Here is a 16,116-nt window from a genome sequence, read left to right as displayed (position 1 = left end):
AGCGGCCAGCGTACGCGAGACCCGGCGCTGCTCAGGGCGGCCGAGCCGCCCGTCCGGACGCCGTGTCCCGGCCAGCGGACAGGAAACTCCGGAGAAAGGGTGGGGAAATAAGCGATAAATAAGAAGACGGCCGTGTGAGTATCAACACCCGAACATAAACTCCAGACCTTCCCGCATTCTACCGAAACCCCGTCAGCCAATGGGGTGGTGAGGCCCGCTCCACATCACATCGTCATTACAAAGCAGGCCGTACGGCCGACCTATGCCGTCACACGCTGTAACGTCGATTGAGTGCGTACCGATGACAGGCTCCACCGCGCTGCGGAGCGGCCGGCGAACCGTGCCCTGCCGCGGATGAGTCGAACACGCGTATGGCTGTTCGGTGCGACGCTGGCGGTCTACGTGGCCATCGTCGTGGGCGTCCTCACCACCTCCAAACTGGTGACGCTCGACTGGCAGGTCATGCTCTGGCGTCCCTACAAGCAATGGCCGCAAATCCACGCGTTCCTGGACTATTTCGTGGTTCTCGGTCAGCGCGGCCCCACCGCCGTGATGGTGCTCGCCTGGCTCGGCTGGCGGGCGTGGCGCCATCGCACCCTGCATCCGCTGCTGGTGCTGGGCACCTCCCTTCTCCTTCTGAACATCACCGTGGGGGCCGTGAAATACGGCCTCGGACGGCTCGGGCCGCACTACGCGACGAGCGTCGGATCGGCCGAGATGTTCGCCGGCGGCGACATATTTCCGTCGGGTCACACCGCCAACGCGGTCGTGACCTGGGGTGTTCTGGCCTATCTGGCCACCACCCCGCGGGCCAGGCGCTGGGGTTCTGTGGGCAGCGCGCTGCTGGCGCTCGGCGTCGGCGCGACGACGGTCTACCTCGGCACGCACTGGGTGAGCGACGTCCTGCTCGGCTGGGCCGCCGGGCTGCTGATCCTGCTGGCGCTGCCGTGGTTCGAACCGGCGATGGCGTGGGCCGAGGACTCCCTGACCTCCGCGTGGTCGCGGCGCCGCGGCCACGCGCGCAGCCTGGCGCGGCAGACACTGCCGGCCGGCGCGCTCGCCCGGCAGGACGGTGACGCCGCGGACAGTGCGCCGGCCGACCGCCGGCCGGTCCCGCCGCACCCGGCTCATCCCGTCGCCGCGAGCAGTACGGCCGGGGCCGCGGGTCCCGCCACCGCGGTGACCGTGCCGGGCACCAACAGCCCGCACGCGCCGAGCCGGCCGCCGACCGGGCGCCACGAGCGCACCCCGACCACCCCGGCGGGCAGCCGCCGTCCACCGGTGGAGCGCCCCCGCCCGGCCCCGCCGCTGGTTCACCAGCCGGCCCGCGGGCGCGGCGTCGGCTGATCCACGACCGGCCTCAGGGCCGGGTGTCGTCCCACGGGCCACGGCTCACGGGACGACACCCGGCCCTTGTGCGTACGCGGGCCGGGCTCGGGCCCGGGGTCGGGATCAGCCCAGCCAGCAGCGGCCCACCCGGCCGTCGGCGATGGTGAAATTCAGCCGACCCGCCATGTACTCCATCGTCACCACCGCGTCCGGCGGCAGGCTGCGCACGGTCTGCCAGCCGTGGTCGCAGGCCCGGCGCTCGGCCTCCTGCTGCGGGAGACCGGTGTACGCGTCGAGGTCGTCCTGCGGGTTGGGGGCGGGGAAGGGCAACTGCGGGTCGCCGGGCCGCGGGTCGTCCGGGCCCTGCTGGTCGGGGTGCTGTGAAGGCGCCATACCTGCCACCGTAGGCCGCCGGGAGGGCGTACGCCCATGGTCTGCGGGGGCGTGTCACGGATCGTGCTTTTCTCCGCACCACGTCACAGGTGAATACCCTCGGGCCAATGAATTTCCTGTGCGCACAACTTGCACACAACTCCCCGGTAATGCCCGCCGCCACCGGTGGCCGGTATACCCCGTGCATTGCGAATCCGCCGGACCGTCAGCTGCCGCCCGCCCCGGCGCGGACCTTTCCGGCCGCCGCCCCGCGGGCCGCCCGCGGAGCGGCGCACCCGGCCGGCACCGGGCCTGCGGCGCGGCTCGTACGGGTCCGCGCCGCGGCCCTGACGGGGGGACGTACGCCCCGCGCGGCCCTTTGAAGAGCGCCGGAAGGGTCAGTTGACGGTGAGGACCAGGCCGGCGGCCAGCTCGTCGGGGTCGGCGCCGACCGCCGCCCTGTTCAGCTCGTACAGCTGCGGCCAGCCGCCCGGCACGCCGTAGTCGTCGGCGATGGCGGACAGGGTCTCGCCGGGCTGCACGGTGTGCACGATGTGCGTGCGGCCGCTCAGCCCGAGCCGCTTGGCGCACACCGGCCAGGCGCTCCAGCCCTGCACCCGCAGTACGGCCTCGGCGACGGCGATCTGCTGCGCGGGGGTGGCGAGGTCGGCGCGTCCGGCGTACTCCAGGCCGCCGAAGAGCACCCAGGTCGGCTGCCAGAACTGCAGCCCGCCGTAGAAGGTGTTGCCGGTGTTGATGTGCCAGTCGCCGCTGCTCTCGCACATCGCGATGTCGTCCCAGACGGAGCGGAGCCGCTCCACCGTCCCTGCCGTCGCCCCTGCGGGCTGCTCCGCGGGAACGGCGGGCGCCGCGTGGGCGGGCGCCGGGCTCGCGGGTGGCGTCTGTGCTGCCTCGGCGGTCTGGGTCAGCAGCGGCAGCAGGGCCGCGGTACCGAGACCGGTGAGGACGGCGGTGCGATGCCGTCGCGGACTATGACGATAAAACGATTTCTCGCTCATCGGCACACGCTAAGCACAGACTCGGCCGCGTTCGGGGACGGCACGCCCGTGCCTGCGCCGCACCGCACCCGTTCGGCCGACCCCTCTCCCCCGCCCCGGGGGCGGCGAACCCGCGATGCGGCAAACCGTTACTCCCGGCGCAGACCGGCCGTTGTCACAGTGCGCCGGGACAGGCCCGGCCAAACGGACCAAGGAGACTCCCGTGGCGCCCCTGCTCGACGTGAGCGACGAGGTACGAGCCGAGATCGGCGAGGAGGAGACCCAGCGGCTCCTCGCCGGCGACAACGCCCCGGGCACGTACGACTGCACGTCCTGCCGCACCCCCGGGGACACCGGTCAGGAGCGGACGAGCACCGTGCTCTTCGTCGGCGACGAGACCGCGGTGCTGGCGTTCGCGCACGCCGCCTGCATCCCCTCGCAGGTCGTGCCGGTCTCGGAGGAGCAGTTGCAGGGCGCGGTGCGGAGCATCTCGGGTGACGACGACGAGCTGGTGGCGGCGCCGTTCCCCACCCAGGCGTCGGCCCCCTCGGCTCCCGCCGGGGCCGCCCCGCGGCAGGCGGTGCTCGGCATCACCTGCGGGCTGATCATCGTCGAGGAGGCGCTGCGCCCCGCGCTGGTGATCGAGCCGACCGGGCCGGTCGCCCGGGTCGGCGCGGCCGGTGGCGGCGACGACTTCCTGCCGCTGCTCATCGAGCAGGGCTTCATGCCGCAGCTCGACCTGGAGGTGCCGCCGTCGGCGCTGGCGGGCTGGTCGGTGCTGCTCGCGATGGGCAAGCTGCACGCGGTGCTCCAGCCGGCGTCCGGCGGCGCGCCCGCCGCCGCGTGGTGGCAGGCACATCAGCCGCTCCAGGTCAGCGACGGGTGGCGGGCGGCTGTGAGCCGCACGAATTCGGTGTACGTCTACGCGGGGCCGGCCGGCGCGATCGGGCGCCAGCCTCGGGAGGACCTCATGCGGGATGCTCTCGCCAAGGCCTGTGCGAGGGGGCAGTTGGTCGGGGCGACCATGCCCCTGGCCGGCACGTAAAGCCCTCCCGGGCGCGGGGGTTGTGCGGTACCTCTTCGGCAAGAGGGTGCCCATCCGCTGGCGCGGACCTGAGGGTGCCGATGCGTCGGCGTGCGCGCCGTCCCCGGATGCGGGGCTTCTGCGGTGCCTCCGCGTAAGGGGGTGCCCTTTCCCCGGGTGCGGGGGTCCTAGCGGTTCCCCTACGGCAGGGGGTGGCCACCCAGGGGCGCGGGGAACGGCGCGCGCGACCCGCCACCGGCCGGTGGTCCGGAGCGGACCGGGGAGACCTTCCGGGTCGGTGACGACCCGCGCGCCGGTGGGGGCTGAGCGCGCAGTTCCCCGCGCCCCCGGGGTGGTGGCGGTCGTCGCCACACGACGGTCGCGGGTGGTTGCTCGCGCCGTTCCCCGCGCCCCTGTAGGGCGCCCCCTTACCGGAGCGGCACCCCAAGCCCGCGCCGGCGGAGGGGCACCCCCTGCCGGAGGGGGCCCGGCGTGCGGGGCCGGGTTGGCGGGCACGGGGAGAGGTCGGGGAGAGAAGTTCAGCCGGGCGGCCCGCAACCTGCGGGAATGCGGGTCGTTGGCAAATACGTGCAGACCTTTGACGCCTCCTCCCGGTCCCCCTTCCAGCGGTACATCCCGCCGATGCGCAGCGCGCAGGACGCGTCCGGGAGCGGTGGCTCGGCCACGCCGATCTACGACGCCCTCTACAGCGAATACCGCCGGCTCTTCCGTACGCTGCCGGGCGACCGCACCGGCGAGGAGTCGCTGCAGTTCAACAGCTTCTCGTCGTGGCAGCCGGACTTCCCGCCCACCTCGGCCGGGCGGCACCGGGGGAACGGCCCGGCGGCGCTGCCGCCGGGCCGCCCTGACAACCGGATGCACGAGCGCTGAGCGGCGCCCGGGCGGCCCGCGGGACTACTTCTTGCGGCCGCGCTTCTCGCGGACCCGGACCGACACCTGGATCGGGGTCCCGGCGAAGCCGAACTCCTCGCGCAGCCGGCGCTCGATGAAGCGCCGGTAGCCGGCCTCCAGGAAGCCCGAGGCGAAGAGCACGAAGCGCGGCGGCTTGGTGCCCGCCTGGGTCCCGAACAGGATGCGCGGCTGCTTGCCGCCGCGTACCGGGTGCGGGTGGGAGGCGACGATCTCGCCGAGGAAGGCGTTGAGCCGGCCGGTCGGCACCCGGGTCTCCCAGCCCGCGAGCGCGGTCTCGATCGCGGGGACCAGCTTCTCCATGTGCCGCCCGGTGCGGGCCGAGACGTTGACCCGCGGCGCCCACTGCACCTGGACGAGGTCCCGCTCGATCTCCCGCTCCAGGTAGTAGCGGCGCTCCTCGTCCAGCAGGTCCCACTTGTTGTAGGCGATGACGACCGCCCGGCCCGCCTCGACGGCCATCGAGATGATCCGGGTGTCCTGCTCGGCCAGCGTCTCGGCGACGTCGACCAGGATCACCGCGACCTCGGCCTTCTCCAGGGCGGCGGCGGTACGCAGCGAGGCGTAGTAGTCGGCGCCCTCGGTCAGGTGGACCCGGCGGCGGATGCCCGCGGTGTCGATGAACTTCCAGGTGATGCCGCCGAGCTGGATCAGCTCGTCCACCGGGTCGCGGGTGGTGCCGGCGATCTCGTTGACGACCACCCGGTCCTCGCCGGCGATCTTGTTCAGCATGGACGACTTGCCGACATTGGGCCGGCCGATCAGCGCGATCCTGCGGGGGCCGCCGATCACATCGCCGTACGTCATCGCGGGCGCCTCGGGCAGCACGTCGAGGATGGCGTCCAGCAGGTCGCCGGTGCCGCGGCCGTGCAGCGAGGAGACCGGGAAGGGTTCGCCGAGGCCCAGATTCCACAGCGCGGCGGCGTCCGCCTCGGCCGAGGGGCCGTCGACCTTGTTGGCCGCCAGGACGACCGGCTTGCCGGCCCGGCGCAGCAGCTTGACGACGGCTTCGTCGGTGTCCGTGGCGCCGACCGTGGCGTCGACCACGAAGACCACCGCGTCCGAGGCCTCGATGGCGAACTCGGCCTGCGCCGCGACCGAGGCGTCGATGCCCAGGACGTCCTGCTCCCAGCCGCCGGTGTCGACGATCTTGAAGCGGCGGCCGTTCCAGTTCGCCTCGTACGTGACGCGGTCGCGGGTGACGCCCGGCTTGTCCTCGACGACCGCCTCGCGGCGGCCGATGATCCGGTTGACCAGGGTCGACTTGCCGACATTCGGGCGGCCGACGACGGCGAGCACCGGCAGCGGGCCGTGGCCCGCCTCCGCGAGGTCGCCGGCGACCTCTTCGAGGTCGAAGCCCTCCTCGGCGGCGAGCTCCATGAACTCGGCGTATTCGGCGTCGCCGAGCGCGCCGGTCTCGCCGTGCTGGTCGTGCTGGTCCATTGGTCTCTCCGTCGGTCAACAGTGGTGCGCGCGGCACCATGTGGCATCAGCCAGTGTGGTGCAGCGGCGGTGGTTCAGCGGCCGGTGGCTCGCCGGGCCTCGGCCATGTGTGCGGTCAGCCGGTCCTGGATGCGCGAGGTGGCGGCGTCCAGTGCGCCGCGGGTGCGCCGCCCGCTGCCGTCGCCGGCCGCGAAGGGCTCGCCGTAGACGATGTCGATCCGGCTGCGCAGCGGCGGCAGCGCGGACACCAGCCGGCCCTGGCGGGCGCTGCCCAGCACCGCGACCGGCACGATGGGCGCGCCCGAGCGCAGCGCGAAGTACGCGAGCCCGGCGCGCAGCTGGGCGAACTCGGCGCCGCCACGGGTGCCCTCGGGGAATATGCCGAGCACACCCCCGTGCGCCAGCACGCCGAGCGCGTGGGCGATCGCGGTGCGGTCGGCGCTCGCCCGGTCGACCTCGATCTGGCCGATCGCCCGCAGGAACGGGTCGAGCGGCCCGACGAAGGCCTCCTTCTTCACCAGGAAGTGCACCGGGCGCGGCGAGGTGCCGATCAGCATCGGTCCGTCGATGTTGTGCGCGTGGTTGCCGGCCAGGATCAGCGGGCCGTGCGCGGGGATGCGCCAGGCGCCGAGCACGCGGGGGCGCCACAGGCCGTTCATCAGGCCGATGCCGATGCCGCGGGCGACGGACGCGCCGCGCGGGCTGGGCAGCGCTGCGGTCTCCTGGTGGTGCTCGGTGGTCACCTGACGGTCGCCCGCTTCTCCTCGACCAGGGCCACGACACGGTCCACGACCTGGTCGAGGGTCAGCTCCGAGGTGTCGACCTCGATCGCGTCGGCGGCCTTGGCGAGCGGCGAGGTCTTGCGGCCGGAGTCGGCGGCGTCCCGCCTGGTCAGCGCCTCCTGGGTGGCGGCGACGCTCACCGCGCCCTTCAGCTCGGTGCTGCGGCGGGCGGCGCGGACCTCGGCGGAGGCGGTGAGGAAGATCTTGGCTGTCGCGTCGGGCAGGACGGTGGTGCCGATGTCCCGGCCCTCGACCACTATGCCGACGGCCGCGGCGGCGGCAGCGGCACGCTGGAATTCCACCATGCGGGTGCGGACCTCGGGGACGGCGCTGACCGCGCTGACCGCCGCGGTGACCTCCTGGGAGCGGATCGGCACGGTCACGTCCACACCGTCGACGCTGATCTGCGGGTTGCGGGGGTCGGTCCCGGACACGATGGCCGGCTTGCCCGCGGTGTCCGCGACGGCCGCCGGGTCGTTGATGTCGACGCCGTTGGCCAGCATCCACCAGGTGATGGCCCGGTACTGCGCGCCGGTGTCCAGGTAGCTGAGTCCGAGCGTGACGGCGACCGCCTTGGAGGTGCTGGACTTGCCTGTGCCGGAGGGGCCGTCGATGGCGACGATCACCGGGTTGTCCACAGCGGAAGGCCTTCCTCGTGCCGCCCGGCTGGGCGCCGGGCCATCCCACCTAGATTACCGGCCAATCGGGTGCCCCCGGTCCGCCGGTCCGCCCGCGCCCGTCCGTCCCGGCGCGGACACGGCGGTCGGGCCGGTGACACCGGTCACGGCCGCAGCGACCAGGCGCGCTCGCGCAGGGCGGCGGTGAGCACGGGGACCGAGCGCGGCTCGACGAAGAGGTGGACGAGGCCCGCCTGCTGGGCGGTGCTGTGCTCGATGCGGACGTCCTCGATGTTCACCCCGGCGGCGCCTGCGTCGGCGAAGAGCCTGGCCAGCTCGCCCGGCTGGTCGCCGATGAGGACGGCGACGACCTCGTACGCCTTCGGTGCGGCCCCGTGCTTGCCGGGGACCTTGGCGCGGCCGGCCTTGCCGCGGCGCAGTATGTCCTCGATGCCGGCGGCGCCCCCGCCGCGCTTGTCGTCGTCGGCGCTCTGCAGCGCCCGCAGCGCCTCGACCGTGCGGTCGAGGTCGGCGGCGAGGTCGGCGAGGACGTCGGCGACCGGGCCGGGGTTCGCGGCGAGGATGTCCATCCACATCGCCGGCTCCGACCCGGCGATCCGGGTCACGTCGAGGATGCCCTGCCCGCACAGCCGTACCGTGCTGTCCTCGGCGTGTTCGAGCCGGGCGGCGACCATGCTGGAGATCAGCTGCGGGGTGTGCGAGACCAGCGCGACGGCCCGGTCGTGGGCGCCGGCGTCCATGACCACGGGGACGGCCCCGCACAGCGCGACGAGTTCCAGCGCGAGGTTGAGCACATCGGTGTCGGTGGCCGGGGTCGGGGTGAGGACCCAGGGCCGGCCCTCGAAGAGGTCGGCGCTGGCGGCCAGCGGCCCCGAGCGCTCGCGGCCCGCCATCGGGTGGGTGCCGATGTAGCCGGACAGGTCGCAGCCGAGCGCTTCGAGGTCCCGGTACGGGCCGCCCTTGACGCTGGCCACGTCGAGGTAGCCGCGGCCCAGGCCGCGGGTCATCGCGTCGGCGAGCGTGGCCGCGACATGCGCCGGCGGTACGGCGACGATCACCAGGTCGACGGTGTCGTCGGACGGTGCGGCGCTGCCCGCGCCGAGGGCCGCCGCGGTCCTGGCGGCGGAGTCGTCGTGGTCGCTGAGCCGGACGTCGACACCGCGGGCGGTCAGCGCGAGCGCGGCCGACGTACCGACGAGTCCTGCGCCGATGACGAGTGCGGTTCTCACGTGGCGGTGTCCTTGCGGGGGGCGGCGGGGCGCCGAGCGGCTGCGTACGGACTCGGCCTCGCCGACCAGCGTAGCCAGGGCGGGCATACGGCGGGATCCGGGACCGCAGGGCGAGACACCGCCGCCGGGTGGCGGCCCCAGGCGTCCCGTACTCACCGTAAACCCCCTGGTCACCGTCCGAAGCAGCAAATCCCCGGCGGGCGGGCGGACGAGGTGGCGATAATCGCCGCCATGCACGAATCTCTGGGGCACGATCTCGTCCGCAAGCACACGGTCTACGCGTGTGTCATGGGCTCGCGGGCGTTCGGTCTCGCCACCGAGAGCAGCGACACCGACCTGCGCGGGGTCTACGTGGCCCCGGCGCCGCTCTTCTGGCGGTTCGACAAACCGCCGACGCATGTCAGCGGGCCGCGCGACGAGGAATTCTCCTGGGAGATCGAGCGCTTCTGCTCGCTCGCGCTGCGCGCCAACCCCAGTCTGCTGGAGTGCCTGCACTCGCCGCTGGTCGAGCATCTCGACGCCACCGGGCGGGAGTTGCTGGACCTCAGGGGCGCGTTCCTGTCCCGCAGGGCCGACGCGAGCTTCCGCGGTTACGCCGCCCAGCAGCTCGGCCGGCTTGAGGCGGACATCCGCAACCACGGCGAGCCGCGCTGGAAGCACGCCATGCACCTGCTGCGGCTGCTGACCAGCTGCCGCGACCTGCTGCGTACCGGCACCCTCAGCATCGACGTCGGCGACCAGCGGGACGCCCTGCTGGAGGTGCGCAGGGGCGAGGTCGGCTGGGAGCGGGTGCGCGGCTGGATGCGGACCCTGCACGACGAGACGGACGCGGCCCTGGCCCGTACCCCGCTGCCCGAGGAGCCGGACCGGGCCCGGGTGGAGGACTTCCTGATACGCGTCCGCCGGGCGTCGGCTCAGACGGCGGAGGCGGCGGCGGCGGGGACGGATGCGGCGGCCCCCGCCGGCGGTGCCGCGGGGGCCGGGACCGCCGACCGCTTACCCGGCTGACCTACAGATCGACCTCGTGCATCAGCATGCCGACCTCGGTGTTGGTCAGCCGGCGCAGCCATCCGGACTTCTGGTCGCCCAGCGGGATCGGGCCGAAGCTGGTGCGGACCAGCTTGTCGACAGGGAAGCCCGCCTCGGCGAGCATCCGCCGCACGATGTGCTTGCGGCCCTCGTGCAGGGTGACCTCGACCAGGTAGTTCTTCCCGGTGTTCTGCACGATCCGGAAGTGGTCGGCCCTGGCCCAGCCGTCCTCCAGCTCGATGCCGTTCTTGAGCTGCTTGCCCAGGTCGCGGGGCAGCGGGCCCTGGATCGCGGCGAGGTAGGTCTTCTGCACGCCGTAGCGGGGGTGGGTCAGCCGGTGGGCCAGCTCGCCGTGGTTGGTGAGCAGGATCAGGCCCTCGGTCTCGGTGTCGAGTCGGCCGACGTGGAAGAGCCGGGTCTCCCGGTTGGTCACGTAGTCGCCGAGGCACTGCCGCCCGTCGGGGTCCTCCATGGTGGAGACGACCCCGGCGGGTTTGTTCAGCGCGAAGAACAGATACGACTGGGTGGCCACGGTCAGCCCGTCGACCTTGACCTCGTCGTGGTCGGTGTCGACCCGCAGGCCCTGCTCGGTGACGATCCGCCCGTTGACCTCGACGCGGTGCTGCTCGATCAGCTCCTCGCAGGCCCGCCGGGAGCCCATGCCCGCCCGCGCCAGCACCTTCTGCAGCCGCTCGCCCTCCTGCTCGGCGCCGGGGAAGGTCTTGGGGAGGTTCAGCTTGGGCTTGCTGTGCCGCGCCCGGTTGCGCTCCTCGATCTGCGCTTCCAGCTCGCGCGGCCTGGCCGGGGAGGGCGCCGGGCCGCGGCCGCGGTTGCCGGTCGGCTTGTTGCTGCCGGGCTTGGTGCGCGGCATGCCGCCGGGCTTGTTCGCACCGGACTGGCCGGTGCTGCCGACGTCGTAGCGGCGCTCCTCGGGGCGCGGCTTGCTGGGGCGCTGCGGGGGGCCGTCGGCCCGCCCCGGCGCGTCCCCGCGCCTGGGCGCGTCGCCGCCGCGCCTGCCGGACCCCGCGCCGCGGTCGGAGCCGCCGCCTCTGCGGTCCGCGCCGCCGCTCCCGCGCCGGTCGGAGCCGCCCCTCGGGTTACGGTCGCCGCCGCTGTTCCTGTCGCTGCTTCGCATCAAGTTTCCGTATTCGCAATGGTCGATGTCTCGTCCGGCGCATCCGGATCGAACGACGGCAGCCCCTCCTGGGACTCCGCCTCGACCGCGTCCGCCTCCGGCAGGAACGGGGCGAGCTCGGGCAGCTCGTCAAGGCTGCGCAGGCCCATGCGTTCCAGGAAGTAGTTCGTCGTCCTGTACAGGATCGCACCTGTCTCGGCTTCCGTCCCACCTTCGACCACCAGACCTCGCTGCAGCAGCGTCCGCATGACGCCGTCGCAGTTGACGCCGCGCACCGCGGAGACCCGCGACCGGCTGACCGGCTGGCGGTAGGCGACGACCGCGAGCGTCTCCAGCGCGGCCTGGGTGAGGCGGGCGTGCTGGCCGTCGAGGACGAATTTCTCCACGGCGGGCGCGAACTCGGGCCGGGTGTAGAAGCGCCAGCCGCCGGCGACAAGCCGCAGGTCGAAGCCCCTGCCCTCGCGGGTGTAGTCGTCGGACAACTCGCGCAGCGCCTTGCGGACGGTCCTGCGCGGGCGCTCCAGCACTTTCGCGAGCTGTTCCTCGGTGGCCGGTTCGTCGACCACCATCAGTACCGCTTCGAGCGCCGGCTTCAGCGCCAGTCCCGCGACAGCCGCGCTGAGCAGTCCGGTCGGCGGGGCCTTCTGCTCGGGCAGTTCGAGTCCCGCGGTGAGATCCGCCACGTCGGTCATCGTTGCTCTCCGTTCGGGCCCCGGGCGGGCTCGGCCGCGGCCTCCTGGTCGAATTCGTCGGTCACCAGCGGGGCGTCCGGCGGCTGCTCGCCGCCGGTCCAGCGGACCTGGAGGGGGCCGAGCGCCTCCTCCTGGTCCAGTGCGACCGCCTTCTCCCGGTACAGCTCCAGCAGCGCCAGGAAGCGCGCCACCACGGTGAGCGTGTCGGGCGCGTCCGCGGTGAGGTCGCCGAAGCTGGCCGTGCCCCGCTCCCTCAGCAGCGCGATGACCCGCTCGGCCTGTTCGCGCACGCTGACCAGGGGGGCGTGGATGTGGTCCACGTACACCTGGGGCCGCGGCCTGGGCTGCATCGCCTTCACCGCGAGCCGCGCGAACCGCTCGGGGCCGATGCTCAGCACGACCTCGGGCAGCAGTTCCGCGTGCTGCGGTTCCAGGCCCACCGTACGCGGGTGGCGCAGCGCCTCCCGCTCCAGGCGGTCGGCGAAGATCGCCGCGATCCGCTTGTAGGCCCGGTACTGCAGCAGCCGGGCGAAGAGCAGGTCGCGGGCCTCCAGCAGCGCGAGGTCCGCCTCGTCCTCGACCTCGGCGGCGGGCAGCAGCCGGGCCGCCTTGAGGTCGAGCAGGGTGGCGGCGACCACCAGGAATTCGGTGGTCTGGTCGAGGTCCCAGTCGGGCCCCATGGCTTGCAGGTGGGCCATGAACTCATGGGTGACCTTGGACAGCGCGACCTCGGTGACGTCCATCTTGTGCTTGGAGATCAGCTGGAGCAGCAGGTCGAACGGCCCCTCGAAGTTGGCCAGCCGCACGGTGAACCGCTCATCGGCGGCTTCCTCCCCGGCGGGCACGCCGGGCGCCGCGCCGGCCGGTGCGTCCCGCGGCACGTCCGCCGGTGCCGCCCGCGCCGCGTCGTCGGACGGTACGTCCGCGGGGGCCACGTCCGCCACGGGCTCCGGCGCGGCCTGCGGTTCGGGCGCTGCCTCGCCCGGGGGCTCGGGGGCGGGCGCCTCGACCGGGGATACGGGAGCGGCCTCGGGAGGGGGCGCCTCGACCGCGGGCCCGGCCGGCTCCGCCGCCGCCGCGTCCGGCGGGTCCGACCAGGCCGAGGCGCCGCGGCCGAGGCGGCGGCGCGGGCGGTCGGAGTCGTCGGTCGTGGTGGTCGGCATCGCGGTCCAGGGTGCGGGGGCGGGAATCGCAGGCTATCTCCCCCCGGGACTGCTTCCGCGGCGGCTCAGCGTCCGCGCAGTCTGCGGACGAGAATGCTGGCGTCGCCGCGCGACTCCAGGTCGGCGAGCACCACGGCCACCGCCTCGCGGACGATCCGGCCGCGGTCGATGGCCAGGCCGTGTTCGCCGCGCAGCACCAGCCGGGCGTGCTCCAGGTCCATCAGCTCCTCGGCGGACACATAGACGGTGATCTTCTCGTCGTGCCGCTCGCGCCCGCTGGGGCGGCGGTTCTGCCGGGGCGCCTTGCGGCGGGCCCCCTGCTGGGGCTGCGCGGCCTGCGGCGGCTGCGCGGTGACCGGCGGCGGCACCGGGTGGTGCGCCGCGGCGGCCGGGGCGTACGGCTGCTGGACCGGTACGTGCGGCGGCCCGGAGGCGGCGCCGTTGACCGTGCCGGTGCCGTTGGCGGCGGCCGCGCCCATCGGCCGGCGGCCCGGTGCGATGTCCCGGCCGCTGTGCTCCGCGGTGGTGCCCTGGTCCTTGCCGCCGCGGTTCTGGTCGTCCTCGGCCATGTCCCGCCCGCCCTCCGCCGCCTCGCCGTCCTGGCCGGTTTCCTGGCCGGGCCGCAGCCGCGTGTCGCCCTGCGGCTCGCGCGGCTCGGCGCCGTTGGCGTGCTGCTGCGGCTGCTGCCGGGGCTGCGGGGCCTGGAGCGCCGCACCTCCGGTGGTCCGGAACAGCTCGTCGGCGCCCGGCAGGGTCACTCGGCGTGGCACCGGGCGAGCACCTCCCTGGCGAGTTGGCGATAGGCGGCGGCGCCGACGGAGTTGGAGGCGTAGGTGGTGATCGGCTCGCCGGCCACGGTGGTCTCCGGGAAGCGCACGGTCCGGCCGATCACGGTGTGGAAGACGTGCTCGTCGAAGGCCTCGACCACCCGGGCCAGCACCTCGCGGCTGTGCACGGTCCGCGAGTCGTACATGGTGGCGAGGATGCCGTCGAGTTCGAGTTCGGGGTTGAGCCGCTCGCGGACCTTCTCGATGGTCTCGGTGAGCAGCGCGACCCCGCGCAGCGCGAAGAACTCGCATTCCAGCGGCACGATCACCGAGTGCGCCGCGGTGAGCGCGTTGACGGTGAGCAGGCCCAGCGACGGCTGGCAGTCGATCACGATGTAGTCGTAGTCGGCCATCAGCGGCTTGAGGGCGCGCTGCAGAGTCGATTCCCTTGCCACCTCGCTGACCAACTGCACTTCCGCGGCCGACAGGTCGATGTTGCTCGGCAGCAGGTCCATCCCCGGCACCGCGGTCTTGAGCAGGACCTCGTCCGCCGCGAGCCCGCGTTCCATCAGCAGGTTGTAGACGGTGATGTCGAGTTCCATCGGGTTGACGCCGAGTCCGACGGACAGCGCGCCCTGCGGATCGAAGTCGACCAGCAGCACCCGGCGGCCGTATTCGGCCAGCGCGGCGCCCAGATTGATGGTCGAGGTGGTCTTGCCGACCCCGCCCTTCTGGTTGCACATCGCGACGATCTTCGCCGGGCCGTGGTCGGTGAGCGGGTTGGGGATCGGGAAGTAGGGCAGCGGCCGGCCGGTGGGGCCGACGCGTTCGCGGCGCTGGCGGGCGGCGTCAGGGGCGAGGGTCGCGGCGTACTCCGGATCCGGCTCGTACTCCGCGTCGGGGTCGTAGAACTGACCGTCCTGCAGATCGTGGTCGTCGTTGTATGGCGCCATGGCGTGAGCGGCTTGCATCTCCGCGGTCGTCGTCTCGGCCCGGCGGGACTCGAAGGTGCGGACCGCGACGGAACCGACGGTCATTCCTGGTTGACCACCCCCGGGAGCAAATGTCGACTCATTCACAAGTCGTCTTACCTCCTTGGTGACCAGGAAACTTCTAGACAGGTCGGCGTGACTACAGCCGACGATTCGCGACTCTATGGCGTGTCGGTGGTTCACAGCAACACAATCCGCCGGACACGGCACGATGTGTCGGCAACCGAACACCCGGCTGTCAAGGGCGTAAGCAGATGAACGGCCGGGTCCTGTCGTCACAAGACCCGGCCGGAGATGCAGTGTTGACACGGCCGTGACACGGCGTGTCGCTATCAGCCCAGCAGTGAGCGCAGTTCGACCGCAGCGAGTCCGTGCGCGTCCGCGACCGGACCGTAAACGACCTGTCCCTCGTGGGTGTTGAGGCCGAGGGCGAGCGCCGGGTCGCGGTGCAGCGCCTCGCGCCAGCCGCGGCCGGCGAGTTCGACGACGTAGGGCAGGGTGGCGTTGGTCAGCGCGTACGTCGAGGTGTTGGGCACCGCGCCCGGCATGTTGGCGACGCAGTAGAAGACCGACTCGTGGACGGTGAAGGTCGGTTCCGCGTGCGTGGTGGGCCGGGAGTCCTCGAAGCAGCCGCCCTGGTCGATGGCGATGTCGACCAGCACAGAGCCGGGCTTCATGCGCGACACCAGCTCGTTGGTGACCAGCTTGGGCGCCTTGGCGCCCGGGATGAGCACCGCGCCGACGACCAGGTCGGCGTCCAGCACGGCCTGTTCGAGCGCGAGGGCGTTGGACGCGATGGTCTGCACCCGGTTGCCGAACACCTTGTCGGCCTCACGGAGCTTGTTGACGTCCTTGTCGAGCAGCGTGACGTGGAAGCCGAGGCCGAGCGCGATGGTGGTGGCGTGCCAGCCGGAGACGCCGGCGCCGATGACCACGGCCCGCCCGGACTGCACGCCGGGCACCCCGCCGGGCAGGACGCCGCGACCGCCGGCCGAGCGCATCAGGTGGTAGGCGCCGACCTGCGGGGCGAGCCGGCCGGCCACCTCGGACATGGGGGCGAGCAGCGGCAGCCGGCGGTCGGCGGTCTCGACCGTCTCGTACGCGATGGCGGTGGTGCCGGACTCCAGCAGCGCGTCGGTGCACGCGCGGGAGGCCGCGAGGTGCAGATAGGTGAAGAGGGTCTGGCCCTTGCGCAGCCGGTGGTATTCCTCGGCGACCGGCTCCTTGACCTTGAGCAGCAGGTCGGCGGCGGCCCACACCGCGTCGGCGGTGCCGAGGATGGCCGCACCGGCCGCCACGTACTCCGCGTCGGGGATGGACGAGCCGTGGCCCGCGCCCTCCTCGACGACGACCTGGTGTCCGCCTCGTACGAGTTCGTGCACGCCGGCCGGGGTGATGGCCACGCGGAACTCGTTGTTCTTGACCTCGCGGGGGATGCCCACCTTCACGTCGATCACGGTCCTTGCACTGAGGGATAACCGGCAGGAATGTCCTGACATGCTGCGGATTGGCATGACACATCGGACCTGACCGCGTTGTGCGCGGCGATGCCCAGTCTAGTGAAGGAAGAGCCGCTGTCCAGCCTTACAAAGT

General features: G+C 73.0%; 16 protein-coding genes. 4 read left to right on the top strand and 12 right to left on the bottom strand.

The annotated features are described in order from the left end of the window. Positions 1-291: 291 nt before the first annotated feature. Positions 292-1,347: a phosphatase PAP2 family protein gene (locus tag OHA86_RS29975; RefSeq protein WP_443071916.1), complete on the top strand. Its 1,056-nt coding sequence runs from the start codon at positions 292-294 to the stop codon at positions 1,345-1,347. Between the two features lie 105 nt (positions 1,348-1,452). Here OHA86_RS29975 and OHA86_RS29970 read toward each other — a convergent pair whose 3' ends face one another. Both OHA86_RS29970 and OHA86_RS29965 read right to left on the bottom strand, forming a co-directional pair. Continuing rightward, positions 1,453-1,722: an I78 family peptidase inhibitor gene (locus tag OHA86_RS29970; protein ID WP_329180239.1), complete on the bottom strand. Its 270-nt coding sequence runs from the start codon at positions 1,720-1,722 to the stop codon at positions 1,453-1,455. A 377-nt stretch (positions 1,723-2,099) separates the two neighbouring features. After that, the gene (locus OHA86_RS29965; RefSeq protein WP_329180237.1) at positions 2,100-2,720 is read right to left on the bottom strand and encodes a LysM peptidoglycan-binding domain-containing protein; all 621 of its coding nucleotides are present in this window, start codon (positions 2,718-2,720) and stop codon (positions 2,100-2,102) included. 202 nt (positions 2,721-2,922) lie between these two features. Here OHA86_RS29965 and OHA86_RS29960 point away from each other — a divergent pair, with 202 nt between their 5' ends. Further along, positions 2,923-3,744 carry a hypothetical protein gene (locus OHA86_RS29960; RefSeq protein WP_329180235.1) on the top strand — a complete coding sequence of 274 codons (822 nt, stop codon included), beginning with the start codon at positions 2,923-2,925 and terminating at the stop codon, positions 3,742-3,744. A gap of 546 nt (positions 3,745-4,290) precedes the next feature. Continuing rightward, the gene (locus OHA86_RS29955) at positions 4,291-4,614 is read left to right on the top strand and encodes a hypothetical protein (RefSeq protein WP_329180233.1); all 324 of its coding nucleotides are present in this window, start codon (positions 4,291-4,293) and stop codon (positions 4,612-4,614) included. Between the two features lie 24 nt (positions 4,615-4,638). Here OHA86_RS29955 and der read toward each other — a convergent pair whose 3' ends face one another. The 4 genes from der to OHA86_RS29935 form a co-directional block, all read right to left on the bottom strand. Next, positions 4,639-6,096: a ribosome biogenesis GTPase Der gene (gene der, locus OHA86_RS29950; RefSeq protein ID WP_329180231.1), complete on the bottom strand. Its 1,458-nt coding sequence runs from the start codon at positions 6,094-6,096 to the stop codon at positions 4,639-4,641. Positions 6,097-6,170: 74 nt separating this feature from the next. Continuing rightward, entirely contained in the window at positions 6,171-6,755 is a 585-nt protein-coding gene (locus OHA86_RS29945; RefSeq protein ID WP_329182611.1) for a lysophospholipid acyltransferase family protein, read from the bottom strand. Positions 6,756-6,835: 80 nt separating this feature from the next. Further along, entirely contained in the window at positions 6,836-7,516 is a 681-nt protein-coding gene (gene cmk, locus OHA86_RS29940) for a (d)CMP kinase (RefSeq protein ID WP_329180230.1), read from the bottom strand. 143 nt (positions 7,517-7,659) lie between these two features. After that, on the bottom strand, positions 7,660-8,745 hold the full coding sequence (locus tag OHA86_RS29935; protein ID WP_329180228.1) for a prephenate dehydrogenase: 1,086 nt from the start codon (positions 8,743-8,745) through the stop codon (positions 7,660-7,662). A gap of 231 nt (positions 8,746-8,976) precedes the next feature. On the opposite strand from OHA86_RS29935, the gene OHA86_RS29930 reads away from it, so the two are divergent. Then, the gene (locus tag OHA86_RS29930) at positions 8,977-9,753 is read left to right on the top strand and encodes a nucleotidyltransferase domain-containing protein (protein WP_329180226.1); all 777 of its coding nucleotides are present in this window, start codon (positions 8,977-8,979) and stop codon (positions 9,751-9,753) included. 1 nt (position 9,754) lies between these two features. Here the strand turns inward: OHA86_RS29930 and OHA86_RS29925 are convergent, their stop codons facing one another. The 6 genes from OHA86_RS29925 to ald all read right to left on the bottom strand — a co-directional run bounded on the left by OHA86_RS29925 (position 9,755) and on the right by ald (position 15,971). Further along, the gene (locus tag OHA86_RS29925; protein ID WP_329180224.1) at positions 9,755-10,909 is read right to left on the bottom strand and encodes a pseudouridine synthase; all 1,155 of its coding nucleotides are present in this window, start codon (positions 10,907-10,909) and stop codon (positions 9,755-9,757) included. Then, positions 10,909-11,601 carry an SMC-Scp complex subunit ScpB gene (gene scpB / locus OHA86_RS29920; RefSeq protein WP_329180222.1) on the bottom strand — a complete coding sequence of 231 codons (693 nt, stop codon included), beginning with the start codon at positions 11,599-11,601 and terminating at the stop codon, positions 10,909-10,911. Before scpB ends, OHA86_RS29925 begins: the two co-directional genes overlap by 1 nt. Continuing rightward, positions 11,598-12,764, bottom strand: coding sequence for a segregation and condensation protein A (locus OHA86_RS29915; RefSeq protein WP_329180220.1), 1,167 nt, complete (start codon positions 12,762-12,764; stop codon positions 11,598-11,600). The genes scpB and OHA86_RS29915 overlap by 4 nt, the downstream gene beginning before the upstream one ends. A gap of 65 nt (positions 12,765-12,829) precedes the next feature. Next, on the bottom strand, positions 12,830-13,534 hold the full coding sequence (locus tag OHA86_RS29910) for a hypothetical protein (protein ID WP_329180218.1): 705 nt from the start codon (positions 13,532-13,534) through the stop codon (positions 12,830-12,832). After that, positions 13,519-14,568 (bottom strand): ParA family protein, encoded by a 1,050-nt coding sequence (locus tag OHA86_RS29905; RefSeq protein ID WP_329180216.1) that lies wholly within the window; start codon positions 14,566-14,568, stop codon positions 13,519-13,521. Before OHA86_RS29905 ends, OHA86_RS29910 begins: the two co-directional genes overlap by 16 nt. A 287-nt stretch (positions 14,569-14,855) precedes the next feature. Then, a complete protein-coding gene (gene ald, locus OHA86_RS29900) occupies positions 14,856-15,971 on the bottom strand; it encodes an alanine dehydrogenase (RefSeq protein ID WP_329182610.1) in 1,116 nt (371 codons plus the stop codon). Positions 15,972-16,116: the final 145 nt, after the last annotated feature.

Source organism: Streptomyces sp. NBC_01477 (assembly GCF_036227245.1).
In the GTDB taxonomy this organism is placed as follows: domain Bacteria; phylum Actinomycetota; class Actinomycetes; order Streptomycetales; family Streptomycetaceae; genus Actinacidiphila.
This window is presented reverse-complemented; position numbering and strand designations above follow the sequence as displayed.